The organism is Actinotalea alkalitolerans, from assembly GCF_023369855.1.
GTDB lineage: Bacteria > Actinomycetota > Actinomycetes > Actinomycetales > Cellulomonadaceae > Actinotalea.
In genome coordinates, this window is record NZ_JAMBPP010000011.1 from 1 (window position 1) to 23,925 (window position 23,925).

The following is a 23,925-nucleotide window of genomic DNA, read 5'->3' on the forward strand; positions in this document are numbered from 1 at the left end:
GTTGGTCTTGCGAACCCCTCGCTCCCAGTCCTTGGCCGTGCGCTCGTGGACTCCGACCTGCTCGGCCGCACGCCGCCGCGACACCCCGGCAGCTCGCAGCCGGTCGAACTCCGCTCGCCCCGGGTGCCCGGCACGACTAGAGCCCAGAGAACGGGTCGAACTACGCCCCGCCTTCCGCGCCCACCCGAACGCCGTGTTCTCGTTGACGCCCACCGCCCGCGCGGCCAACATCACCGACCCCACACCGTCCAGTTCGACGAAGAACCGCTCCTTCAACTCCCCAGAAACGACCACGGTCGCTGCAACTCCTCAGATCGAGATGTTGCAGCGACCGTGTGAACCCGCCACGTGTAGGGGCCCTCCGGCGTTGCAGGGGCCTTCGGCGTGCGGGACCTCTGCACGTCATGACCTTGCGTTGGGGACCGGTCCTGCCCCTGTCAGTCGGGGGGAGCCGCGGGAGGACCCTCGACGACCACGGTGGTCGCCCAGGCCTGCGGGCCCGACGGTCCGGTCCGGTCTGCCGGCTGCTCCAGCGGGCAGGTGCCGACCAGCGTGTGGGACCGCATGCGTGCCCAGGCGGGGACGTCGTGCCGTGCCGCGGGATCGGTCCACCACACGGTGACCACCGTCCCGGGGGTCGCTGCTCGTGCCGCTGCGGCCAGCCGGATCACCGGCAGAGGGCAGGCAAGACCGCGCGCATCGACCACGAGCGTCCGCTCCGGGGGTGGCTGGGCCTGCGGGGAGGTGCTCACAGGCCGGTGGCCCCGATCATCCGGCGGACCTCGGCCACGGCCTCGGGAAGGTCGTGCAGGAACCGCTCGACGTCGTCGCGGACCGTCCCGCGGGGGAGGACGAGCCGGACGTTGCCGTGGGTGAGCGTCCCCATCGCGCCCAGGACGTGGCTCGGCTCGAGGGTGCCCGAGGTGCAGGCGGAACCCGACCCGACCGCGTAGCCGCGCCGGTCGAGCTCGGTCAGCAGGGCCTCGCCGTCGACGTACAGGCAGCTGAACGTCACGATGTGGGGCAGCCGGTCGTCGGCGTGGCCGACGACCTCGACGTCGGGAACGGTGCGCGCGACGCTCGAGCGGACGAGGTCGACAAGGGCTCGTCGATCGGGGTCGGCACGCTCCCTGTCGGCCAGCACGGCTTGCAGGGCAGCGGCTGCGGCGAGCGCCGCGGGCACGCTCACGCCCCCGGGGAACCACGGATCCTCGTCCTCGGGCCAGGCACGGACCGCCCGGACCCGCGAGCGGACGGCCAGCACGGCGACCCCGGCCGGCCCGCCCCAGTCGGCCGGGTCGGCAGCCAGCGCGTCCCACGTGTCCTGGACCGGGACGTGGCCCACGCTCGCCCCGGCGTCCACGACGAGCGGGACGCCGGCTGCGCGCGCGTGGCCGTAGGCCTCGCCGAGCGGTTGCAGCGTGCCGACCTCGCCGTTCGCGTGCTGCAGCGCGGCCAGGGCGACCCCGCGACGGGACACCGCCTCCTGCCACCTGTCCAGGTCGACCCTGCCCCACCGGTCCACCCCGACGGTGTCGACACCGTCGGGAAGCCCGGCTGTGCGCCGACCGGCCGGGGTCTCGTCGGCGACGAAGCGCGCGGCGGCGAGCACCGCCGAGCGCTCGACCGCGGACACCACCACGCGAGCGCCGATGCGCCGTCGGCCCCGTGAGATCGCCAGGACCGCAGCGTGCAGGCTCGCGGTGTGGTGGGCGGAGAGGTGCACCTCCTCGGTGCGACAACCCAGGGCACCCGCGAGCGACTCTCGTGCCCCGTCGAGGAGCAGGCGGGCTCGACGACCCTCGGCGTGCAGACGGCGGGGATCGGCCCACCCCTCGTCGGTCGCAGCGTCGAAGGCCTGGCGGGCACGGGGGTGCAGGGGGGCCCTCCCGCCCGCATCGAGGTAGGTGCGTGCGCTCACCGGTCCCACGCTAGTGCGCTGCCGTGCGCTGCCGTGCGCTGCCGTGCTGCGTGGGGATGTGCCACGCAGCACGGCGACGGGGTCGTGCTGCCGCCACGGGGGAGGTCGGTCGTGCGGGCGCCACTCCCGGGCTCGCCGTCCGGCCCTGCGACCTACGTTCAGCACGCTAGGCTGACGCTGTCGAGGACGAAAGTCCCGGGGAGCCTGCGCCAGTCGTCGTCCCGCCCCGGGCCGTGACGTGAGAGGCCCTCTTGGACGTGCAACACCCCCGCCGCCGCACCACGGTGCGGCTGACCGCCCTGGTGGGCTCGGTCGCGCTGCTGGCGAGCGGATGCTCCGCCGAGGCACAGCGCGGCTACCTGCCCGGATACGAGGACGGCCCGGTCACCAACATGACCGAGCGCATCACGAGCCTGTGGACCGGCTCGTGGATCGCGGCCCTGCTGGTCGGCCTGATCACCTGGGGGCTCATCCTCTGGTGCGTCGTGGTGTACCGGAAGCGCCGGGACGACGAGACGCTCCCTGTGCAGATCCGGTACCACGTGCCGCTCGAGATCATGTACGTGATCCTCCCGATCCTGATGATCGGCGTGCTGTTCTTCTACACCGAGCGCGACATGTCCGCGATCGAGGACATCTCCGCCGAGCCCGACCTCACCGTGCAGGTGATCGGCAAGCAGTGGAGCTGGGACTTCAACTACGTCGACGACGACGTCTACGAGACCGGTGTCCATGTCGACGACATCGGGGTCGAGGGCGTCTCCGAGACGCTGCCCACCCTGTACCTGCCGGTCGACGAGCGGGTCGAGATCCAGCTCGAGGCGCGCGACGTCATCCACTCCTTCTGGGTCCCCGCCTTCCTGTACAAGAAGGACATGATCCCCGGGCGCAGCAACGTCTTCCAGATCGTCCCGCTGCGTGAGGGGACCTATGCGGGCAAGTGCGCCGAGCTCTGCGGCGAGCACCACTCGGGCATGCTCTTCAACGTCACCGTCCTGCCCCGGGCCGAGTACGACGCGCAGATGGACCTGCTCCGCGAGCGTGGCCAGACCGGCCAGCTCGGCGTCGAGCTGAACCGGCTGCAGAGCCGCGGCGACGACCAGGCGATCCCCTCCGGAGAAGGTTGATGAGCACCCAGGCCGAGAAGATCCCGGGGCTCGCTCCCCGCCGCCAGACGTTGGGGCGGACGGTCATCAAGTGGGCGACGTCCACCGACCACAAGACCATCGGGTACATGTACCTGATCACCTCGTTCATCTTCTTCTGCATCGCAGGGCTGATGGCGCTGGTGATCCGGGCCGAGCTCTTCGAGCCGGGTATCCAGTTCGTGCAGAGCAAGGAGCAGTACAACCAGCTCTTCACGATGCACGGCACGATCATGCTGCTGCTGTTCGCCACCCCGCTCTTCGCAGGTTTCGCGAACGTGCTCATGCCGCTGCAGATCGGCGCGCCGGATGTCGCCTTCCCGCGGCTGAACATGCTCGCCTACTGGCTCTACCTCTTCGGTGGCCTCATCGCCTGCGGTGGCTTCTTCACCCCCCAGGGTGCGGCGTCGTTCGGCTGGTTCGCCTACGCACCCCTGTCGAGCACCACCTTCTCACCAGGTCTCGGGGGAGATCTCTGGGTCTTCGGTCTGGCGATGACAGGGTTCGGCACCATCCTCGGTGCGGTCAACTTCATCACGACGATCATCACCATGCGCGCCCCGGGCATGACGATGTTCAGGATGCCGATCTTCACCTGGAACACCCTGGTGACGAGCCTGCTCGTCCTGATGGCGTTCCCGCCGCTGGCCGCGGCGCTGTTCGCGCTGGGAGCCGATCGACGACTCGGCGCCCAGGTGTTCAACCCGGAGAACGGCGGAGCCATCCTCTGGCAGCACCTGTTCTGGTTCTTCGGGCACCCCGAGGTCTACATCATCGCCCTGCCGTTCTTCGGCATCGTCTCGGAGATCTTCCCGGTCTTCAGCCGCAAGCCGCTGTTCGGGTACAAGGGACTGGTCTACGCGACCATTGCGATCGCCGCTCTGTCGGTGACCGTGTGGGCCCACCACATGTACGTCACAGGGGCCGTGCTGCTCCCGTTCTTCGCCCTGACGACGATGCTCATCGCGGTCCCCACCGGTGTGAAGTTCTTCAACTGGATCGGGACGATGTGGCGCGGGAAGATCACCTACGAGACCCCGATGCTGTGGTCGATCGGGTTCCTGGTGACGTTCCTGTTCGGTGGGTTGACGGGAGTGATCCTGGCGTCGCCGCCGCTCGACTTCCATGTCTCGGACACCTATTTCGTGGTGGCCCACTTCCACTACGTCGTCTTCGGCACCGTGGTCTTCGCGATGTTCGCCGGCTTCTACTTCTGGTGGCCCAAGTTCACCGGGAAGATGCTCGACGAGCGACTGGGCAAGATCCACTTCTGGCTGCTGTTCTTCGGCTTCCACGGGACCTTCCTGATCCAGCACTGGCTGGGCGTGCAGGGGATGCCGCGGCGCTATGCCGACTACATGCCCGAGGACGACTTCACGTGGATGAACCAGGTCTCGACGGTCTCCTCCGTGGTGCTCGCCGCCTCGACGCTGCCATTCCTGTGGAACGTCTTCGTGACCTGGCGCAACGCACCCAAGGTCGCGGTCGACGACCCGTGGGGCTACGGGAACTCGCTCGAGTGGGCGACCAGCTGCCCGCCGCCGCGGCACAACTTCACGTCGTTGCCGCGCATCCGCTCGGAACGTCCCGCCTTCGACCTCCATCACCCCGAGGTCGCGGCGATGGACCACGTCGAGCCGGACGCCGGGATCCTGGACTGGGAGGGCGACCGACGCGGTCAGCCCGAGCTCGCCCGCGAGCGTCTGGCCACCGGTGACGCAGAGCCGGAGCAGTCCTCTGCGACGATCGTCGACGACCCGCCCGCACCGCCGCAGGACGGCGAGCCCGAGGGAGACCAGCGATGAAGTTCGAGACCCGGCTGTTCATCTACCCGCTGCCGTTCTTCGTCCTGGCGACCACGGTCTACGGCTTCTGGAGCCGATGGGAGCCGGTCGGCACCGCCGCGCTGCTGCTCACCACCGGGCTGATGGCGATGATCGGCTTCTACCTGGGGCTCGTGTCCCGTCGCATCGATCCTCGCCCCGAGGACGACCCGTACGCCGAGGTCGAGCAGGGCGCCGGCGAGCAGGGGGTCTTCAGCCCGTGGAGCTGGTGGCCACTGGTCTGCGGCTTCGCTGCTGCGCTGGTGTTCCTCGGTCTGGCCGTGGGCTGGTGGGTCGTCTACCTCGGCCTCGCAGTGGCTGTCGTCGGTCTCGTCGGCTGGGTCTTCGAGTTCTCCCGCGGGCAGCACGCGCACTGAGCGGAGCAGCAGTACGGCCCGCCCCGCCGGGCGCGTGCGCCGAAAGGCCTCGTCGATGAGCCCGGGCGAGCGCCCGTGCGGACCTCAGGCGGACGCAGGAACGCCGGTGCCCCCCCAGGAGGGCACCGGCGTTCCTGCGTCCGCAGAGGGTGCGTCAGGCACCCGAGAGGGCTGTCACAGCGGGACGATGAGCCCGGCTGTCTGTGTCCGTGCCCGGGCGAAGCGCTCGGCCGCGTCGGCCCAGTTCACGATGTTCCACCAGGCCTTGATGTAGTCGGCCTTGACGTTGACGTAGTCGAGGTAGAAGGCGTGCTCCCACATGTCGAGCAGCACGATCGGCACCAGGCCGAGAGGGATGTTCCCCTGCTGGTCGTAGAGCTGGACGATCACGAGCTTCTCGCCCAGCGAGTCCCAGGCCAGGATGGACCAGCCCGAGCCCTGGATGCCGGCGGCGTTGGCCGCGAAGTGCTTCTGGAAGCCGTCGAACGATCCGAAGAACTCGTCGATGGCCGCGCCGAGGTCGCCCGTGGGACGGTCTCCACCGTCGGGGGAGAGGTTCGCCCAGAAGGCGGTGTGGTTGATGTGCCCGCCGAGGTTGAACGCCAGGTTCTTCTCGAAGAGGTTCACCGCGTCGAACGTGCCCGTCTCGCGAGCCTCGGCCAGCTTCTCCAGTGCCGTGTTCGCGCCTGCGACGTACGCGGCGTGGTGCTTGTCGTGGTGCAGCTCCATGATGCGGCCGCTGATGTGCGGCTCGAGAGCGGTGTAGTCGTAGGGAAGGTCGGGCAGGGTGTAGTCAGCCATTCAGGACTCCTCCAGTCTGGTCGCAGCGGGCTGCGACGGTGTTCCTGCGTACCGAGGGGAGTCGGGTGCACGCACCCGGCCCTCTCCGGCCTTGTCCACTCTGTCGGTTCGTCAGTGATCCTGCGCGTCGGCCGAGCGGCCGGGACGGCTGCCCGAAGCGCCACCGGCCGGTTCGGCGACCTGCTGACCGACCTGACGCTCCGGCCCAGAGGAGATCTCCGGGGTCTGGTGACCCTCGGTGGTGGACCCGATCGCGTCGTGGTCACCGTGGGAGTGCGCGGCGGCGAGCTCCATCGGGGTGACCGGCTCGACGCGGTCCTCGAAGAAGAAGCGCGAGACCCGGGCGCGCACGGCGTCCCTGCGGTAGCCCTTGCGGCGCACGCCCCGCTCGTCCTCGGCGGGGAGGAGCTCGAGCGGGCGCTGGGGCACGTGCTGGACCCGCAGCCACCGCTCGTACTCGTCGAGGGGCTTGTGCACCTCGATGTACTCGCCGTGGGAGAACCGCACGATGCGACCGGTCTCGTGCCCGTGCAGGACGAGTTCGCGGTCCTTGCGCTGCAGCCCGAGGCAGATGCGCTTGGTGATCCAGAAGGCGAGGATCGGTGCGACGAAGATCATCACCCGGAGGAACCGTGAGATGTCGTTGAGCGACAGCGCGAAGTGGGTGGCGATGATGTCGTTCGAGCCCGCGAGGATCAGCACGAAGAACGCGGTGAGGATCGCCACGCCCACGGCGGTCCGGGTCGGCACGTTGCGAGGCCGGTCCAGGAGGTGGTGCTCGCGCTTGTCACCCGTGGCGAACGCCTCGATGAAAGGGTAGAGCGCGAGGGCTGTGAACAGGATCCCGGGGATGATCATCGCGGGGATGATCACGTTGAGCGAGAGGGTGTAGCCCGCGATCACGGGTTCCATCCCGGCCCCGGGCATGAGTCTGAGCGCCCCTTCGAGGAAGAGCATGTACCAGTCGGGTTGAGCTCCTGCGGTGACCGGTGACGGGTCGTAGGGCCCGTAGTTCCAGACCGGGTTGATCGACAGGGTCCCGCCCATCAGGGCCAGCACGCCGAAGACGATGAAGAAGAAGCCGCCCGCCTTGGCGACGTAGACGGGGAACAGCGGGAAACCGACGACGTTGTGCTCGGTGCGGCCCGGCCCGGGGAAGTGCGTGTGCTTGTGCAGCACGACCATGAACAGGTGCAGGCCCACCAGGGCGAGGATCAGCGCCGGGATCACCAGGATGTGCAGGGTGAACAGCCGCGGGATGATGTGCTCGCCCGGGAACTCCCCGCCGAAGATCATGAAGGACATGTAGCTGCCGAGGACCGGGATCGCACGGACCACACCGTCGGTGATCCGCAGCCCGTTGCCGGACAGGACGTCGTCGGGCAACGAGTAGCCGGTGAAGCCGGCCGCGAGCCCCAGGATCATCAGGACGAATCCCACGACCCAGTTCAGCTCGCGCGGCTTGCGGAAGGCGCCGGTGAAGAACACCCGCATCATGTGGGTGACGATGGCGGCCATGAAGACCAGCGCGGCCCAGTGGTGGATCTGCCGCATGAGCAGCCCACCCGTCACGTCGAAGCTCAGGTGGAGGGTCGAGGCGAACGCCTCGGACATCTCCAGGCCGTTCATCGAGGCGGGGGCTCCCTGATAGGTGATCAGGCCCATGCTCGGGACGAAGAACATCGTCAGGAAGACGCCCGAGATGATCAGCACGACGAAGGAGTACAGGGCGATCTCGCCCAGCATGAAGGACCAGTGGTCGGGGAAGATCTTCCGCGCGAAGCTCTTGACGGCGAGGCCGACGCCGGTGCGCTGGTCGAGATAGTCCGCGGTACCGCCTGCTGCTCTCTGCGCTGTGCTCACTTGAGACGCTCCCAGTAGCTCGGGCCGACCGGTTCGTGGAAGTCGCTCTGCGCGACGAGGTACCCCGCGTCGTCCACGGTGATCGGCAGCTGCGGCAGGGCGCGGCTGGCCGGCCCGAAGACAACCTTGGCGCCGTCCGCCATGTCGAAGGTCGACTGGTGGCAGGGGCACAGGAGGTGGTGCGTCTGCTGCTCGTAGAGGGCCACCGGGCAGCCGACGTGGGTGCAGACCTTGGAGTAGGCGACGATCCCCTCGTGGGACCAGTCACGGCGCTCGTCGGACTCGACGAGATCCTGGGGGTCGAGGCGTACCAGCAGGACGATGGCCTTGGCCTTCTCCTCGATCCAGTGGTCGGACTCGCGCAGGTCCTCGGGGATGACGTGGTAGACCGACCCGATCGTCACGTCCGCCGCCCGGATCGGCGTGCCGGAGGGGTCACGCGCCAGGCGCGTGCCGGACCGCCACATCGTGTGACGGAACTTCGAGACGTCCCAGTCGCCGCCGAGCTGGCCGATCAGGGGAACGGCGATGCTCAGCGGGGCCAGTGCGACGGCGGAGACCACCGCGCCCTTGAGCAGGCCCCGCCGGCCGATCCCGGAGTCCTGCGCGCCGTCGGACAGGGCCTGGAGGGCTCCTGCCCGGACCTCGGCGTCGCTGCGCTGGGGGTGGCGGGCCTCAGCCTGCTCGTGGTCGGACATGAGCGTCTTGGCCCAGTGGACCGCCGCGGCACCGATGCCGAACATGCCCAGGAACAGCCCGATGCCCAAGAGCATGTTGGCCGTGCGCATGCTCTCGATCGACGGGTCGTGCGGGTAGACGAAGTAGGTGACGATGACGCCGATGGTGCCCAGGATCGAGACCCCGAAGAGTGCGACGACCTGTCGCTCGGCGCGCTTGTCGGCGGCCGGCTCGGAGTCTGCTCGGCGGGGCTGGTGAGGCGGCAGACCCGGGTTCTCGAAGCGCTCGGGGACGTCACCTCGTGCGGAGACGGCGCCGGTCGCCGCAGGGACGGTGAGGTCCGACGAGGGGCGGTCGTTGCTCATGAGGACTTCGCTCCGATCCAGACGGCACAGGCGATGAGCAGACCGATCCCGACGACCCAGGCCCACAGGCCCTCGGCGACGGGTCCGATCGAGCCCAGCTCGGCGCCGCCGGCTGCCCCGCGCTCCTGCTCGGCGAGGAAGGCGATGATGTCGCGCTTCTCCTCGGGGTTGAGGTTGGCGTCGTTGAAGACCGGCATCGACTGCGGGCCCGTGGTCATCGCCTCGTAGATGTGACGCGGCTCGACGCCCTCGAGGGTCGGGGCGTACTTGCCCTCGGTCAGAGCACCGCCCTTGCCTGCCGCGCCGTGGCACATCGCGCAGTTCGTGCGGAACAGGACCATGCCGTTGGCCGCGTCCCCGAGCTCCGGGTCCACCTGCTCGGCGGTCGGGATCGCAGGACCGGGGGCGAGGGAGGCGACGTAGGCGGCGAGCTGACGGACCTGCTCGTCGTCGAACTGCGGGGGCTTGGCCGGGGCCTGCGGGCTGTTCATCTGCATCGGCATGCGGCCGGTGGCTACCTGGAAGTCGACCGAGGCGGCGCCGACACCGATGAGCGAGGGCGCCTCCGCCCGTCCTGCTGCGTCCGGCCCGTGGCAGGTCGCGCAGTTCGCCTGGAACAGCCGGGAGCCGATCTCGACGTCGCTGGCGCTCGGGGTCTGCGCGCTGCTCGCGCTCGGGGCGAAGGCGGCGTAGAGCCCGCCCGTCACGAGCAGCGCCAGCGCGAGCAGGACGACCGGGGCGAACCGGTGGTTCCGGCGGGCGGCGATTGCCTTCACGAAGAGGTCCTCATCTCGATGGTGCTGACGTCCGCTGCGGTGCGGGAGGGTCGGTCTGCCGGCTGCTGCGGCGACTGCGGGTCCGGGGCTCTCACGGGGTGTCCCGGGTGCTCACCGGATGAGGTAGATCGCGCCGAAGAGGGCGATCCACACGACGTCGACGAAGTGCCAGTAGTACGAGACGACGATCGCCGTCGTGGCCTCGTGGTGGCCGAAGCGCTTGGCCGAGAAGGAGCGGCCGAGCAGGAAGAGGAAGGCGAGGAGCCCGCCGACCACGTGCAGGCCGTGGAAGCCGGTGGTCAGGTAGAAGACCGACCCGTAGGGGCTCGAGGAGATCGTCAGGCCGTGCTCGACGAGCTCGGCGTACTCGAACACCTGGCCGCCGATGAAGATCGAGCCCATGACGAACGTCGTGGTCATCCACTCGTTCATGCCCCAGCGGTTCACCTGCCACAGCGAGCCGGTCCGTACCGGCTGGAACCGCTCGGCGGCCCACACCCCCATCTGGCAGGTCACCGAGCTCAGCACCAGGATCGTGGTGTTGACCACCGCGAACGTGAGGTTGAGCTTGGCGGTCTCCTCGGGCCAGATCTCGGGCACCGTCGCCCGGATCGTGAAGTACATGGCGAAGAGCCCGGCGAAGAACATGAGCTCGCTCGCGAGCCACACGATCGTGCCGACCGACACCGGGTTGGGGCGGTTGACGCTCAGGTGTGGTTGCGTTCTGGGGGCAGCCGTTGCGGTTGACACCTTGTCATTATGGCTGAATCTCCGGCGGAATGGGTCCAAGGGCCTAGGTCGAGTCTGTGACATGGGCCGCATCGGCGGGCGGATCGGTCCGCACGGGTCGTCCGTGCCAAGATGCGTGGTGGCGTACGTGGCCTGGTGCGATGGTCTCCAGGCGTCCCGAAGACTGAGCGAGGCGACGATGAGCACGACCGAAGCGCACGACGAGTGGGCCGTCGAGGACGAGGACCGCGCCACCGCGCTGCGGGTCCTGCTCTACAGCAGCCACCTGCGCACCCGCGAGGCCGTGATGCTCGCGGTGGGTCGTCGGGTCGGCAAGGACCTCCCGCCGGTGGAGTGGGTCGAGGCTGCGACCGCCGATGCCGTCGTGACGATGGTCGACGCAGGGGGCTTCGACCTCCTGGTGCTGGACGGGGAGGCCGGCAAGGCCGGTGGCATGGGGGTGTGCCGGCAGCTCAAGGACGAGATCTTCGACTGCCCACCGGTGCTCGTGCTGATCGGGCGTCCGCAGGACGCGTGGCTGGCCTCGTGGTCCCAGGCGGACGCCGTGGTGTCTCACCCCCTCGACCCGGTGGTGCTCCACGAGGCCGTGCTCGGGCTGCTGCGGACCGCTGCCGCCCGCGGATGAGCGGTCAGTCCTGGCCCGCGCTGCTGACCCGCCTGATCGGCGGGGAGGACCTCGACCTGGAGGCGACCCGCTGGGCCATGGGGCAGGTCATGCGGGGCGAGGCGAGCCCCGTGCAGCTCGCCGGCTTCCTGGTCGCGCTGCGGGCCAAGGGTGAGACGGTCACCGAGCTCTCAGGGCTGGTCGAGGAGATGCTCGCGCACGCGCACCGGATCGCGGTACCCGGTCGTTGTGTGGACATCGTGGGAACGGGCGGCGACCGCGCCCACACGGTCAACATCTCCACGATGGCCTCGCTCGTGGTGGCAGGTTCGGGGCTGCGCGTGGTCAAGCACGGCAACCGCGCGGCGTCGTCGTCGACCGGCACGGCGGACGTGCTCGAGGCGCTGGGCCTGCGACTCGACCACGGTCCCGATCGGGTCGCGGAGCTGGCTCAGGAGGTGGGCATCACCTTCTGCTTCGCCCAGGTCTTCCATCCGGCGATGCGTCACGCCGGTGCCGTCCGGCGCGATCTCGGTGTCGCCACCGCCTTCAACTTCCTGGGCCCGCTGACCAACCCGGCGCAGCCGGCCGCAGCAGCGATCGGCGTGGCGGACCTGCGGATGGCCCCGCTCATGGCCGGCGTGCTCGCGGCGCGGGGGGTGAGCGCCCTCGTCTTCCGCGGGGAGGACGGGCTCGACGAGCTTGCCGCCACGAGCAGGTCGCGGGTGTGGTGGGTGCACGACGGCGTGGTCTCCGAGCACCTGCTCGACGCCGTGACCGACCTCGGGCTCGCGCCGATCGCGGTCGAACAGCTCCGCGGCGGGGACGCGGCGACCAACGCCCAGGTGGTGCGCGACCTCCTCGCCGGGACCCCGGGGCCGGTTCGCGAGACGGTGCTGCTCAACGCAGCGGCCGCCCTCGTGGCGGACGGGACCCTGGACGGCGTGGGTACCGGTGACCTGGTCGCGCGGATGAGCGCAGGCCTGGAGATCGCAGCAGGCGCTGTGGACTCCGGGGCCGCCGCCGACGTGCTGGACCGCTGGATCGGCGCCTCGCGCAGCTGACGGCCTGCACGGCCCGTACAGCACCGGCCGGGGGAGTCAGCCTTCCAGGCCCAGGGCGAACGCCTGGTCGAGGTCACCCGAGGAGTAGGCGCGGAAGGCGATGTAGGTCCGGGTGCGCAGCACCCCGTCAACCTTGCTCACCTGGTCGGCGATGACATCGGCCAGGCGGTCGTGCTCGCGGACGCGCACCATGGCCACGAGGTCGACCTCGCCGGTGACGCTGTAGACCTCGCTCACGCCGGGGATCTCCGCGACCTGTGCGGCGATCTCAGGGATGCGTGCGGCGTCGGTGTCGATCAGGACGATCGCGGTGATCATGAGGATCCTCTCGGTGCTGTCGGGTCGGTCACCATCATGCCGCGCTGCCTTCGGCAGCCCGCCGCGGTGGGCGCGGATCGGTCGTTGACCTCTGGGCGGCCATCGCGGCTGCGACCGCGGACTGCGTCCGATCACCTCCACGAAACGCCTCTGCGCCGCGGACCGGGCAGGCCCACCCCGGCCCGACCTCGATCAGCCGTACCCCGGGCTCCTCGAGCCAGGTCAGGACGAGGTCGGTCTCCTCGGGGTGGGCAGCGGAGGACGGCAGGCAGGGCGCGGCGACGTGCTCGGCGGTCGCCTGCAGGGACTCCACCACGGGGCGCGGGTCGAGCCCGGGCGCGGTGGTCGCGGTCGCAGCGAGCCTGCCGTGCCGCACGACGACGATCTCCCAGCCACCCGATGCCGCACGACGGGCCGCGACGAGCTCCGGCTGGGCGGCGATCCTGCCCGAGCGCTGGGCCCGGCCCGCCGAGCGCAGGAAGGCCGTGAGCCGGTCACGCCACGCGGCGGCCTCCTCGAACCTCTCCTGGGCGGTCAGCGCGGCGATGCGGCCGGCGACCTCGTCCACGACGGGTCCAGGGTCTCGGGTCATCACGTCCCGGACGGCTGCGGTCACCTCGGCGTAGGAGTCGCGCGACTGCCCACTCACCACGCAGGGCGCCCCGCAGCGGCCGATCCCCGCGAGCGCGCACGCGCCGGAACCCGGGGCAGGGACCAGAGGCAGCCGTCGGTTGCACTGCCGTACCCGGAACGTCGCCTCGAGGGCCTCGACGGCCTGCTGGGCCGCGAGCCTGCTCGGGAAAGGACCGAGGTGGGCGTCCGCCTCGTGCGAGCCCCGCCCGCCGTCGGGCCGAACCTCGCGGACCACCGACAGCCGTGGATAGGGCTCGTGGGTGAGCCTGACCCAGGGCATCCGCTCGGGGAAGCGTGAGCGCCGGTTGTAGCGGGGGGCGTGCTCGGCGATCAGTCGCAGCTCTCGGACCCGCGCCTCGAGGACCGTGCCGCACACGATGGGCACGACCTCCTCGGCGAGGCCGACCATCTCGTCCATGCGGCGTCGGTGCTCAGCAGCGGTGAAGTAGCTGCGCACCCTCGTGCGGATCGACGTCGAGGTCCCGACGTAGAGCACCTCGCCGCGCGCGTCGCGGAACTGGTAGACGCCGGGCGCGTCGGGGAGCCCGTCGGCCAGGTGGCGCTTGCGTCGTCTGGCCGGGGGTACGGCGTCGGTCGCGGTGGCGAGGTCCTCGAGGTGGGTGATCCCGAGCGGACCCAGACGGCCCAGCAGGGCGTGCAGGACGTCCACCGTCGCGCGCGCGTCCGAGAGCGCCCGGTGGTCGGGCGTGACCGTGGCGCGGAAGAACGCGGCGAGGGTGCCGAGCTTGTGGTTGGGCACCTCGTCGCGCGTGACCGCACGGCGGGCCAGGGCGACGGTGTCGAGCACCTGGAACGGGGGCCAGTCGTACCCCTGGGCCGCGGCGGCAGCCTTGAGGAAGCCCACGTCGAACGATGCGTTGTGCGCCACGAGCACCGAGCCGCGGGCGAACTCGAGAAAGGCGGGCAGGACGACCTCGATCCCGGGGGCGTCACGGACCATCGAGGTGGTGATGCCGGTCAGGGTCGCGATGAACGCGGGGACGGGGCACCCCGGGTCGACGAGGCTCTGCAGCTCCCCGAGCACCTCGCCGCCGCGGACCTTCACCGCGCCGATCTCGGTGATGGCCGAGGTCGCGGGTGACCCGCCCGTGGTCTCCAGGTCGACCACGACGAAGATCACCTCCGAGAGCGGTGTGCCGATCTCGTCGAGGGTGAGCTGGATGCCGCGCTCCACGGGTCCGGTGATCACGCCTGCGTGGTCGGCGCTCCCGTCCGCGGCGGGTCGGGCGCCGTGCGTGCTGGCGGTGGGGCGAGGCATGGCGGCGACGGTAGCCCGGACCGCCGACACGAACCGGGAGGCGCGAGGGTCGGGGGCGGCGCCGCTGCGTACCGAGCGAGCCCGACGCCGCGACCGTGCCGGCGGGCGTGTCGGTGCCCCCGCCTAGCGTGACCGTCATGATGATCGACTGTGGTACCTGCACCGTGCGGGGTGACGCCTGCACCGACTGCGTCGTGACGTTCCTGACCATCGAGGTCCGCGACCGCTCGGCTCCCGGCAGCCCCGTGGCACCGAGCGCCGCGGTCGACCTCGACGCCGCCGAGCAGGGGGCGATCGACGTGCTGGCCCGGTCGGGCCTGGTCCCACCCCTGCGGCTGGTGCGCGCCGTCTGACGTGCCGGAAGGCACTGCGACGCGCACCGGGCGCAGCGAGGGTCAGGCGTTGGCGCCCTGCGGGGCAGTCCCTGCGTAGAGGGCCTCGATCTCGGTGTCGAAGTCGTTCAGCACCTTCGAGCGCTTCACCTTCATCGACGGGGTGAGGTAGTCGTTCTCGATCGCGAAGTCGATGTCGAGCACCGAGAACTTGCGGATGGACTCCGCCCGGGAGACCGCTTTGTTCGTGCGCTCGACAGCGCGGTCGATCGCGGCCCGCACCTCGGGATGCTTGGCAGCGGTCGCGACGTCCATCTCAGGCAGGCCGTGGGTCGAGAGCCATCCGGGCAGCGCCTCGGCATCGAGGGTGATGAGCGCGCCGATGAACGGCTTCTGGTCACCGACGACGACGACCTGGCTGACCACTGGGTGGCCTCGCAGACGGTCCTCGAGCACGGCCGGGGCGACGTTCTTGCCCCCCGCCGTCACGATGATCTCCTTCTTGCGGCCGGTGATCCGCAGGAAGCCGTCCTCGTCGAGCGACCCCAGGTCGCCGGTGCGGAACCAGCCGTCCTCGAAGGACTCCGCGGTCGCCTCCGGGTTGTTGTGGTAACCCCGGAAGACGTGCGGGCCCTGGACCAGGATCTCGCCGTCGGCAGCAACCTTGGCAGCGGTGCCGGGCAGGGGCGGACCGACCGTGCCGATCTTGGTCGCGTCGGGTCGGCTCACGGACGTGGGTGCCGTGGTCTCGGTGAGCCCGTAGCCCTCGAGGACGTTGAGGCCGACGCCCCGGTAGAAGTGGCCGAGCCGCTCGCCGAGCGGTGCCCCACCGGAGATCGCCCACTCGGCGTGCCCGCCGAGCGCCTTGCGGATCTTGGACAGGACCAGGACGTCGGCGACCTTGTGCTGGAGCTTGAGCCAGGGGCTCGGGCCACGGGGCGTGTCCAGCGCCCGCGAGTAGACGATCGCCGTCTTCGCCGCGCGCTGGAAGATCCCACGCTTGCCGCCCGCGGCGGCCTTCTGCTCCGAGGAGTTGTAGACCTTCTCGAAGACCCGCGGCACCGAGAGGATGAACGTGGGCTGGAAGGTGCCCAGGTCGGCCACCAGGTTCTTGGTGTCGGGGGTGTGCCCCAGAACGGCACCGGCCGGCACGATGAGCACCTCGATGAAGCGTGCGAAGACGTGCGCCAGCGGCATGAAGAGCAGGGTGCGTGAGCCGGGTGGGCACACGACCCCGAGCCCCGCGACGGCCTCGCGGGAGAGCACCACGAAGTTGCCGTGCGTGAGCTCGGCCCCCTTGGGGCGGCCCGTGGTTCCCGAGGTGTAGATGATCGTCGCGACGTCCTGGAGCGTGGCCAGGCCGCGTCGCCGGACGATCTCGGCGTCATCGACCCCCGCGCCGGCGGTCACCAGCGCGTCGATCGCACCGTCGTCGAGCCGCAGGACCGTCTCGAGCCGGGGGGCGGCTGCCCTGACCTCCGCGACGGTGGCCTCGATCTCGGCCGTCTCGACCACCAGGAGGCGGACGTCGGCGTCGGTCAGGATCCACTCGACCTGCTCGGCCGACGACGTCTCGTACAGCGGGACGGGGATGGCCCCGGCCGCCCAGGCCGCGAAGTCGAGCAGCGTCCACTCGTAGCGGGTCCGGCTCATGATGCCGACGTGGTCCCCGGGTTCGATGCCCAGGGCGACCAGACCCTTGGCCACGGCCACGACCTCGGCGTCGAAAGCTCGGGCACTGATCGGGATCCAGGGTCCGTCAGGTGTCGTCTTGTGCTCGATGATCGAGCCGTCGGGATCAGCCGCGACACGCTGCGCGAGCAACGCGTTGAGGTTGTCCGACGGGTCGACGTCGACGAGGGAGGGGGATCGGAACTCGTCCATGCTGGCTCCATTGGCAGACGGATGTTTCCCCCGACCCTACCTACTCCGACCGTCCCGGTCGTGCACGCCCGGAGATCTGTAGCCTGCACGGGGACGTCCGTGGCCCGGAACCACGGCTCCCACCCGGGACCTCACCGAGGCCCGGGCACCACCAGCCTCGGTCAGCAAGGACGGACATGCACACGATCGGTGTCGACATCGGCGGGACGAAGATCGCTGCGGGGGTGGTCGACGAGAACGGTGTGATCCTCGCCAAGACGCGTACCCACACGGTCGCGGTGGACTCGGGATCGGTGGATCGCGCAGTCGTGGCGGTGTGCCGGGAGCTCGCGTCGGAGTACCAGGTGGGTGCGATCGGCCTGGCCGCACCGGGTTTCGTGAGCTCGGACCAGGCGACGGTCCTGTTCACCCCGAACCTGCCGTGGCGCGACCACCGACTGCGTGACCGGGTGGCCACCGAGTTCCCCGGCGTGCGGATCGTGGTGGAGAACGACGCGAACGCAGCCGGCTGGGCCGAGTTCCGGTTCGGTGCCGGACGGGACGTGCACGACATGCTCCTGCTGACCGTCGGGACCGGGCTGGGAGGCGCGCTGGTGGTCGGCGGTCGCCTGGTCCGGGGTGCCTGGGGTGTGGCGGCCGAGGTCGGGCACCTGCGGGTCGTGCCCGGGGGCCACCTGTGCGGTTGCGGGCTTCGCGGCTGCTGGGAGCAGTACACCTCGGGATCGGCCCTGGTCCGCGACGCCCGGCTCGCGGCGCAGGACGACCCGGCCGGCGCGGCCCGGCTGCTCGAGCTGGGTGGCGGTTCGGTCGCGGGGATCGGCGGTCCCCACGTGACGCAGGCCGCCCAGGAGGGGGACCCGCTCGCGATCGCCCTGCTGGCCGAGCTCGGCCGGTGGATCGGTGAGGGCTGCGCCTCGGTCGCCGCGCTCCTCGACCCCGCGCTCATCGTGATCGGTGGGGGGGTGGGCGCGGCGGGGCCGCTGCTGCTGGAGCCGGCCCGCACCGCCTTCGGTGCGCAGCTGTCCGGGCAGGGTCACCGTCCCGTGGCCGACTTCGCGCTGGCCTCGATGGGTAACGACGCCGGCATCGTCGGTGCCGCCGACCTCGCCCGCCTCTGATCCTCGCGCAGCCGGTCAGACTGGCCGCAGCCGGTCCGGCTAGACGACGGCGCCCGGCCCCTCGTCGTCGTCGCGGCGGTGCGGCATGCGCCACACGAGGAGCCCGCAGGCCAGCAGGAAGGCTCCTCCTGCGAGCTGCAGGAGGAGGTCGGGTGCGTCCTGCCAGAAGACCACGACGAGCAGCAGGAGCAGCGGCACCGCCACCACGACCGACCAGGCCAGGGTGAGCAGCGGCTCGCCCCCCAGGACGGGGCCCGGCTCGGGAGGGGTGAAGTGGGTCTCGGCCTCCTCGACGTCCTCGTCGGGGGACCACCCGCGAGGCGCCGTGGGACGGGCGGCCACCTCGGGGGTGGTCTCGGTCTGGTCGGCTGGGGACCGCCGGTCGCTCGGCCTCTCGCGACCGGTCGGCTGCGGCTCGTCGGCGGGACCCTCGGGCACGGACCCTGGATCATCGCCCGTGTCCAGATCGCCCAGCCGTTCGACGATCGCGGCCCATCGCGCGTCGAAGGTGTCATCCTCGGGACGATCAGGTGAGACGATCTCGTCCTCGGTGGGGGAGCGGTCCGGCTCTGCGGCGGGTTCGACCTGGTCCGAGGAGTCCTCGGACCGACCGTCGGGTCCGTCGTCGTGATCGGGCGCATCTGCGCCGTGCGGACGTGGCGACATGATGAGCACTCTAGAGTCGAAGGGACGCTGCGCGCGGATCGCGTGGGCGCCGCAGCGGAGGTGACGGGTTGTTCTACTGGCTGATGAAGCGGGTCCTGGCGGGCCCGCTGCTGCGCGGGATGTTCCGTCCGTGGGTCCGGGGGATGGAGAACATCCCGACCGAGGGTGCTGCGATCCTGGCGAGCAACCACCTCGCGGTGATCGACTCGTTCGTGCTGCCGCTCATCCTGTCGCGCAAGATCAGGTTCATCGGCAAGGCCGAGTACTTCACCGGCACCGGGATCAAGGGGCGGCTCACCTCGGGCTTCATGCGCGGGGTGGGCACCATCCCGGTCGACCGCGGGGGCGGCAAGGCGAGCGAGGGTGCGTTGCGTACCGGGCTGGCCGTCCTGGAGGCAGGTGACCTCTTCGGCATCTACCCCGAGGGGACGCGCAGCCCCGACGGGCGTCTCTACCGTGGCAAGACGGGTGTCGCGCGACTGGCCCTCGAGTCGGGGGCCCCGGTCATCCCCGTCGCCATGATCGGTACCGACGTCGCACAGCCGATCGGCACGGTGATGCCCAAGCCCATGCGCATCGGGATCGTGGTGGGCGCCCCGTTGGACTTCAGCCGCTACAAGGGCATGGAGAACGACCGGTTCATCCTGCGGTCGGTCACCGACGAGATCATGTACGCGCTGATGAGCCTGTCCGGTCAGGAGTATGTGGACATCTACGCGGCGACCGCCAAGGCCCGCATCGCCGCAGGTCACACACCGGACGAGGTCGCCCCGGTCGACGTGGGACCGACGGCTCCGGGTGGCCGGCCGGTGCCCTCGGTCCAGGTGCCGGTCCCTGCCGAGGACGAGGGCGAGACGCCAGTAGGATGAGCGCGCCCGCAGGCGCGGGCCAACATCCTGTGTCTACGGAAGGTGCACTCCCATGTCCGTTCGTCGTGTCGCCCTGCTGACCGCCGGTGGTTTCGCCCCGTGCCTGTCGTCTGCGGTCGGTGGACTGATCGAGCGGTACACGGAGATCGCCCCGGAGATCGAGATCATCGCCTACCAGCACGGCTACCACGGCCTGCTGACCGGCAACAAGATCGTCGTCGACGGCGAGACCCGGGCCAAGGCCGGCATCCTGCACCGCTTCGGCGGCAGCCCGATCGGCAACTCGCGGGTCAAGCTCACCAACGCGGCCGACTGCGCACGGCGTGGCCTGGTCCAGGAGGGCCAGAACCCGCTGCACGTGGCGGCCGAGCAGCTCAAGGCCGACGGCGTGGACGTCCTGCACACGATCGGCGGGGACGACACCAACACCACGGCGGCCGACCTGGCCGCCTTCCTGCACGAGAACGGCTACGAGCTCACCGTCGTGGGACTGCCCAAGACGATCGACAACGACGTCGTGCCGATCAAGCAGTCGCTCGGTGCCTGGACCGCGGCCGAGGAGGCCGCAGGCTTCGCCCGCAACGTCATCGGTGAGCACCGGTCGGGCAACCGCATGCTCATCGTCCACGAGGTCATGGGTCGGCACTGCGGCTGGCTGACGGCTGCGGCCGCGGCCGAGTACCGGCGGTGGCTCGACACCCAGGAGTGGGTGCCGAGCATCGGCCTGTCCCGTGAGCGCTGGGACATCCACGCCGTGTTCGTGCCCGAGCTCGCCCTGGACATCCAGGCCGAGGCCGACCGCCTGCGGAGGGTCATGGACGAGATCGGCAACGTCAACATCTTCCTGTCCGAGGGTGCCGGCATGCACGAGATCGTCGCGCAGCTCGAGAGCGCGGGCGAGACCGTGGAGCGCGACCCGTTCGGGCACGTCAAGCTCGACACGATCAACCCGGGTCAGTGGTTCGCGAAGCAGTTCGCCGAGCTTCTCGGCGCCGAGAAGACCATGGTCCAGAAGAGCGGCTACTACTCGCGCGCCGCCGCGGCGAACGCCGAGGACCTCCGCCTGATCAAGTCCATGACGGACCTCGCGGTCGAGTGCGCCCTGCGTGGCGAGGCCGGCGTGATCGGACACGACGAGGAGGACGGCGACCGTCTCAAGGCCATCGCGTTCCCGAGGATCGCCGGTGGCAAGGCCTTCGACGTGTCCCAGCCGTGGTTCACCTCGCTGCTCGACGGTATCGGGCAGCACGCCGTCCCGGTGAGCACCTCATGAGCGTCGCGCCCGGGCCGGGCGTCGTGGACGGGCTCGACGCCTGGCGTTCGCTGCCGGCCCGGCAGCAGCCGCTGTGGCCCGATCCGGTTGCCGTCGAGCAGGTCCGCAGCGAGCTCTCCACCTTGCCACCCCTGGTCTTCGCGGGCGAGGCCGACGTGCTGACGGCCCGGTTGGCCGCGGCCGGCAGGGGTGAGGCCTTCCTGCTCCAGGGCGGCGACTGCGCCGAGACGTTCGTCGACGCGACTGCCGACAACATCCGCAACAAGATCAAGACGATCCTGCAGATGGCCGTCGTGCTCACCTACGGTGCGAGCCTGCCCGTGATCAAGATGGGCCGCATGGCCGGGCAGTACGCCAAGCCCCGCAGCTCGGACGACGAGACGCGGGACGGCGTCACGCTCCCTGCCTACCGCGGGGACGCGGTCAACGGACACCCCTTCACCCCGGAGGCCCGGATCCCGGACCCCCGGCGTCTGCTGGATGCGTACCACCGCTCCACGGGGACCCTCAACCTCATCCGGGCCTTCACCACCGGTGGCTTCGCGGACCTGCGGCGGGTGCACGAGTGGAACCGTGGCTTCCTGGCGAACAAGGCCTACTCCCGGTACGAGGAGACGGCCGGCCAGATCGACCGCGCGATCCGCTTCATGGCCGCGTGCGGTGCCGACTTCGACGCCCTGCGCACCGTGGAGTTCTTCTCGAGCCACGAGGCGCTGCTCCTGGACTACGAGCGCGCGCTGACCCGGATCGACTCCCGCACGGGCAACCCGTACGACTGCTCGGCACACTTCCTGTGGATCGGTGAGCGGACCCGCCAGCTCGACGGTGCGCACGTCGACTTCCTGTCGCGGGTGCGCAACCCCATCGGGGTCAAGCTCGGTCCGTCCACGACCGCCGACGACGCGCTGGCGCTCATGGATCGCCTCAACCCGTCCGACGTACCGGGCCGCCTGACCTTCATCACCCGGATGGGTGCCGGTCGCATCCGTGACGCGCTCCCTGGTCTGGTGGATAAGGTCGCCGCCTCGGGCCGACCCGTGACCTGGGTGTGCGACCCCATGCACGGGAACACGATCTCCTCGGCCAGCGGGTACAAGACCCGCAGGCTCGGCGACGTGCTCGACGAGGTCCGTGGCTTCTTCGAGGTGCACCGGGCGATCGGGTCGGTGCCCGGCGGCATCCACGTCGAGCTGACCGGGGACGACGTCACCGAGGTGCTCGGCGGGAGCGAGGAGATCGACGACGCCGGCCTCGCGCGGCGTTACGAGACGCTCGTCGACCCGCGGCTCAACCACCAGCAGTCGCTGGAGATGGCCTTCCAGGTGGCGGAGATGATCCGGGGGAGCTGATCCTCCGGCCGCTAGCTCACCGTGATCGCGACGGTGCTGCCCAGCGGGACGGTTTCGCCGCTGCTGGGTTCCTGCGAGACGACGCGAGAGCCGAACAACTGACCGAAGAGGCCGTATCGGACGTCGACCGCAAGGCCAGCGCCCTCGAGAACCTCGACCGCTTGCCCCTCGCCCATCCCTCGCACGTTCGGCACCTCGACGGGCGGGGGGCCCGACGAGACGACGATGGTCACGGTGTCGCCGCGGAGGCCATCGGTACCGGGTTCGGGCGACTGCGACACCACCAGGCCGGTCGCGACCTCGGTGCTGTGCTGCTCCTGGACGTCGACGACCAGCCCGTCGGCCTGCAGCTGGGCGACGGCCGTGTCCCGGTCGACGCCGACCACCGTGATGATCCGGACCGGCGCGGGACCTCGGGAGACGGTCAGCCGGACCTCGCTGTTCACCGGGAGCTCGGTCCCGGCCTGCTGGGACACGGCGATCACGGCGTCGGCCGCGACGTCGTCGCTGTAGACCAGCTCGGGTTCGGGCACGAGGAACCCGGCCTCCTCCAGGGCCGTGGTGACGTCAGCCACCGGCTTGCCCAGCAGGTCCGTGGGGATCCTGCGCATGTCGGGGCCCTGGGAGACCGCGAGCTCGACGGTCCCGTCCCGGGCGATGCGTTCACCCTCACCCGGCGAGACCTCGACGACCAGCCCCTGGGCGATCACGGGGTCGAAGACCTCCCGGACGTCCCCGTCGAGCTCGGCCGCCGTCAGGGCGTCCTGCGCGGTGGCCAGCTCGGCACCGACGAGTCCGACCGGGACCTGCGTGTACGCGCCCGGTCCGGCGGTGACGTACCAGCGGGCGCCCAGACCGAGGCCGACCACGGTGGCCAGGAGCAGTGCGATGAGCACCCACAGGCGCCGTCGGGTGCGGGGCCGTGGGATGGGGGTCGGCTGCTCCTGGTCGGAGTCACCCATGCCGGAGCCGATCTTGAGGGCGACGGTGCGTCCGGGGCGATCGTCGTCAGGGTCGGTGCGCGGGTGGCGCACACCCAGCGCCGCGGTCGCGTCCGGGTCGTCGGGTCCGTCGGACGTCCCGGTGCCGTCCTCGACCTGGGGCTCGGCCGAGCCGTTCGTGTCGGTCGCGACGCTCAGCGTGGGTGCGACGTCGGCCCGGCGTGCCAGGGTCGCGGCGTCCAGGGTGGCGCGCGTGCGGCGGACGACCTCCAGGGCTGACCCCGCGTCGGCCGGCCGGTCGGAGGGGTCGCGCGCTGCGAGGGCACCCACGAGCTCGTCGACCTCGACGGGCAGCCACTCGACCGCCGCGGACGCGTCGGGGATGTCGGAGTTCACGTGCTGGTAGGCGACCTGGATCGGGGTCGCCCCGGTGAAGGGCTGCCTCCCGGTGATCATCTCGTAGAGCAGGATGCCGACCGCGTACACGTCGGTGCGCGCGTCGCTGGTCCCGTGCGCCACGAGCTCGGGCGACAGGTACGCGACGGTTCCGAGCACGGTGCCGGTGGTCGTCGAGGTGACCTCGGTGACCGCGCGTGCCAGCCCGAAGTCGGCGACCTTGACCCGGCCGTCGGTCGCGAGCAGGACGTTCTCGGGCTTGACGTCCCGGTGCACCAGACCCACGCGGTGGGCGGCCGCCAGGGCGTCGAGGATCGACTCGGCGGTCGAGAACGCCTCTCCGAGGGTCAGCGAACCGCGCTCACCCAGGTGTCGGCGCAGGTTGACCCCGTCGATGAACTCCATCGTGAGGTAGCTCGTCTCCCCGTCGACCCCCTGGTCGAACACTCCGACCAGACCAGGGTGGGTGAGCCTCGCCGCCGCGCGTGCCTCGCGCCGGAAGCGGGCGATGAACTCCGATCCGGCACCTCCCTCGGCGAGGTGCGCGTGCATGACCTTGAGGGCCACCTCACGGTCGAGCCGACGGTCCACGGCCAGGTAGACCGTGGCCATCCCTCCCCGGGCGATGCGTGAGAGCACCTCGTACCGCCCGTCGACCAGGTGGCCGATCAGGGGGTCGGTCAGAGTGGCTGCCACGGGT

Annotated in this window: 22 protein-coding genes and 1 pseudogene; 10 read left to right on the plus strand and 13 right to left on the minus strand. The window is 70.6% G+C overall.

The window, feature by feature from the left end; all coding sequences use genetic code 11:
- The 3 genes and pseudogenes from M1R94_RS14185 to M1R94_RS14195 all read right to left on the minus strand — a co-directional run.
- Positions 1-294, minus strand: a pseudogene (locus M1R94_RS14185) (hypothetical protein); the annotation flags it as partial.
- A 143-nt stretch (positions 295-437) separates the two neighbouring features.
- Positions 438-752, minus strand: a complete 315-nt coding sequence (locus M1R94_RS14190) for a sulfurtransferase TusA family protein (protein WP_249382369.1) — start codon at positions 750-752, stop codon at positions 438-440.
- The gene (locus M1R94_RS14195) at positions 749-1,921 is read right to left on the minus strand and encodes a cysteine desulfurase family protein (protein ID WP_249382370.1); all 1,173 of its coding nucleotides are present in this window, start codon (positions 1,919-1,921) and stop codon (positions 749-751) included. The genes M1R94_RS14190 and M1R94_RS14195 overlap by 4 nt, the downstream gene beginning before the upstream one ends.
- A gap of 251 nt (positions 1,922-2,172) precedes the next feature.
- Here M1R94_RS14195 and ctaC point away from each other — a divergent pair, with 251 nt between their 5' ends.
- The 3 genes from ctaC to M1R94_RS14210 are packed head-to-tail and all read left to right on the plus strand — an operon-like array spanning position 2,173 to position 5,266.
- Complete coding sequence (gene ctaC / locus M1R94_RS14200) at positions 2,173-3,048, plus strand: aa3-type cytochrome oxidase subunit II (protein WP_249382371.1); 876 nt, start codon at positions 2,173-2,175, stop codon at positions 3,046-3,048.
- Positions 3,048-4,871 carry an aa3-type cytochrome oxidase subunit I gene (gene ctaD, locus M1R94_RS14205; protein WP_249382372.1) on the plus strand — a complete coding sequence of 608 codons (1,824 nt, stop codon included), beginning with the start codon at positions 3,048-3,050 and terminating at the stop codon, positions 4,869-4,871. Before ctaC ends, ctaD begins: the two co-directional genes overlap by 1 nt.
- On the plus strand, positions 4,868-5,266 hold the full coding sequence (locus M1R94_RS14210; RefSeq protein WP_249382373.1) for a cytochrome c oxidase subunit 4: 399 nt from the start codon (positions 4,868-4,870) through the stop codon (positions 5,264-5,266). The genes ctaD and M1R94_RS14210 overlap by 4 nt, the downstream gene beginning before the upstream one ends.
- A gap of 174 nt (positions 5,267-5,440) precedes the next feature.
- Here the strand turns inward: M1R94_RS14210 and M1R94_RS14215 are convergent, their stop codons facing one another.
- The 5 genes from M1R94_RS14215 to ctaE form a co-directional block, all read right to left on the minus strand.
- Positions 5,441-6,067 carry a superoxide dismutase gene (locus M1R94_RS14215; protein WP_249382374.1) on the minus strand — a complete coding sequence of 209 codons (627 nt, stop codon included), beginning with the start codon at positions 6,065-6,067 and terminating at the stop codon, positions 5,441-5,443.
- A gap of 111 nt (positions 6,068-6,178) precedes the next feature.
- Positions 6,179-7,930, minus strand: a complete 1,752-nt coding sequence (gene qcrB, locus M1R94_RS14220) for a cytochrome bc1 complex cytochrome b subunit (RefSeq protein WP_249382375.1) — start codon at positions 7,928-7,930, stop codon at positions 6,179-6,181.
- The gene (qcrA, locus tag M1R94_RS14225; RefSeq protein WP_249382376.1) at positions 7,927-8,973 is read right to left on the minus strand and encodes a cytochrome bc1 complex Rieske iron-sulfur subunit; all 1,047 of its coding nucleotides are present in this window, start codon (positions 8,971-8,973) and stop codon (positions 7,927-7,929) included. Before qcrA ends, qcrB begins: the two co-directional genes overlap by 4 nt.
- Complete coding sequence (gene qcrC, locus M1R94_RS14230) at positions 8,970-9,749, minus strand: cytochrome bc1 complex diheme cytochrome c subunit (protein WP_249382377.1); 780 nt, start codon at positions 9,747-9,749, stop codon at positions 8,970-8,972. Before qcrC ends, qcrA begins: the two co-directional genes overlap by 4 nt.
- 111 nt (positions 9,750-9,860) lie before the next feature.
- Positions 9,861-10,499, minus strand: a complete 639-nt coding sequence (ctaE, locus tag M1R94_RS14235) for an aa3-type cytochrome oxidase subunit III (protein ID WP_249382378.1) — start codon at positions 10,497-10,499, stop codon at positions 9,861-9,863.
- A 178-nt stretch (positions 10,500-10,677) separates the two neighbouring features.
- On the opposite strand from ctaE, the gene M1R94_RS14240 reads away from it, so the two are divergent.
- Together M1R94_RS14240 and trpD are read left to right on the plus strand one after the other, a co-directional pair.
- A complete protein-coding gene (locus M1R94_RS14240) occupies positions 10,678-11,124 on the plus strand; it encodes a response regulator transcription factor (protein WP_249382379.1) in 447 nt (148 codons plus the stop codon).
- Positions 11,121-12,167: an anthranilate phosphoribosyltransferase gene (gene trpD, locus M1R94_RS14245; RefSeq protein ID WP_249382380.1), complete on the plus strand. Its 1,047-nt coding sequence runs from the start codon at positions 11,121-11,123 to the stop codon at positions 12,165-12,167. The genes M1R94_RS14240 and trpD overlap by 4 nt, the downstream gene beginning before the upstream one ends.
- 36 nt (positions 12,168-12,203) lie before the next feature.
- On the opposite strand, the gene M1R94_RS14250 is transcribed toward trpD, so the two are convergent.
- Both M1R94_RS14250 and M1R94_RS14255 read right to left on the minus strand, forming a co-directional pair.
- Positions 12,204-12,485, minus strand: a complete 282-nt coding sequence (locus M1R94_RS14250; RefSeq protein WP_249382381.1) for an Lrp/AsnC family transcriptional regulator — start codon at positions 12,483-12,485, stop codon at positions 12,204-12,206.
- Between the two features lie 34 nt (positions 12,486-12,519).
- On the minus strand, positions 12,520-14,397 hold the full coding sequence (locus M1R94_RS14255; protein ID WP_249382382.1) for a DEDD exonuclease domain-containing protein: 1,878 nt from the start codon (positions 14,395-14,397) through the stop codon (positions 12,520-12,522).
- Positions 14,398-14,534: 137 nt separating this feature from the next.
- Here M1R94_RS14255 and M1R94_RS14260 point away from each other — a divergent pair, with 137 nt between their 5' ends.
- Entirely contained in the window at positions 14,535-14,750 is a 216-nt protein-coding gene (locus M1R94_RS14260; protein WP_249382383.1) for a hypothetical protein, read from the plus strand.
- Positions 14,751-14,792: 42 nt separating this feature from the next.
- On the opposite strand, the gene M1R94_RS14265 is transcribed toward M1R94_RS14260, so the two are convergent.
- Positions 14,793-16,613, minus strand: coding sequence for an AMP-dependent synthetase/ligase (locus M1R94_RS14265; protein ID WP_249382384.1), 1,821 nt, complete (start codon positions 16,611-16,613; stop codon positions 14,793-14,795).
- Positions 16,614-16,789: 176 nt separating this feature from the next.
- Between M1R94_RS14265 and M1R94_RS14270 the strand changes: the two genes are divergently transcribed.
- Positions 16,790-17,731, plus strand: coding sequence for an ROK family glucokinase (locus M1R94_RS14270; RefSeq protein WP_249382385.1), 942 nt, complete (start codon positions 16,790-16,792; stop codon positions 17,729-17,731).
- A gap of 39 nt (positions 17,732-17,770) precedes the next feature.
- On the opposite strand, the gene M1R94_RS14275 is transcribed toward M1R94_RS14270, so the two are convergent.
- A complete protein-coding gene (locus M1R94_RS14275) occupies positions 17,771-18,397 on the minus strand; it encodes a hypothetical protein (protein ID WP_249382386.1) in 627 nt (208 codons plus the stop codon).
- 68 nt (positions 18,398-18,465) lie between these two features.
- Between M1R94_RS14275 and M1R94_RS14280 the strand changes: the two genes are divergently transcribed.
- Genes M1R94_RS14280 through M1R94_RS14290 form a run of 3 tightly spaced genes read left to right on the plus strand, consistent with a single transcriptional unit; the run spans position 18,466 to position 21,888 of the window.
- Entirely contained in the window at positions 18,466-19,266 is an 801-nt protein-coding gene (locus M1R94_RS14280) for a lysophospholipid acyltransferase family protein (RefSeq protein WP_249382387.1), read from the plus strand.
- 52 nt (positions 19,267-19,318) lie between these two features.
- Positions 19,319-20,539, plus strand: coding sequence for a pyrophosphate--fructose-6-phosphate 1-phosphotransferase (locus M1R94_RS14285; RefSeq protein ID WP_249382388.1), 1,221 nt, complete (start codon positions 19,319-19,321; stop codon positions 20,537-20,539).
- Positions 20,536-21,888 (plus strand): class II 3-deoxy-7-phosphoheptulonate synthase, encoded by a 1,353-nt coding sequence (locus tag M1R94_RS14290; protein WP_249382389.1) that lies wholly within the window; start codon positions 20,536-20,538, stop codon positions 21,886-21,888. The genes M1R94_RS14285 and M1R94_RS14290 overlap by 4 nt, the downstream gene beginning before the upstream one ends.
- An 11-nt stretch (positions 21,889-21,899) precedes the next feature.
- On the opposite strand, the gene pknB is transcribed toward M1R94_RS14290, so the two are convergent.
- Complete coding sequence (pknB, locus tag M1R94_RS14295) at positions 21,900-23,921, minus strand: Stk1 family PASTA domain-containing Ser/Thr kinase (RefSeq protein WP_249382390.1); 2,022 nt, start codon at positions 23,919-23,921, stop codon at positions 21,900-21,902.
- Positions 23,922-23,925: the final 4 nt, after the last annotated feature.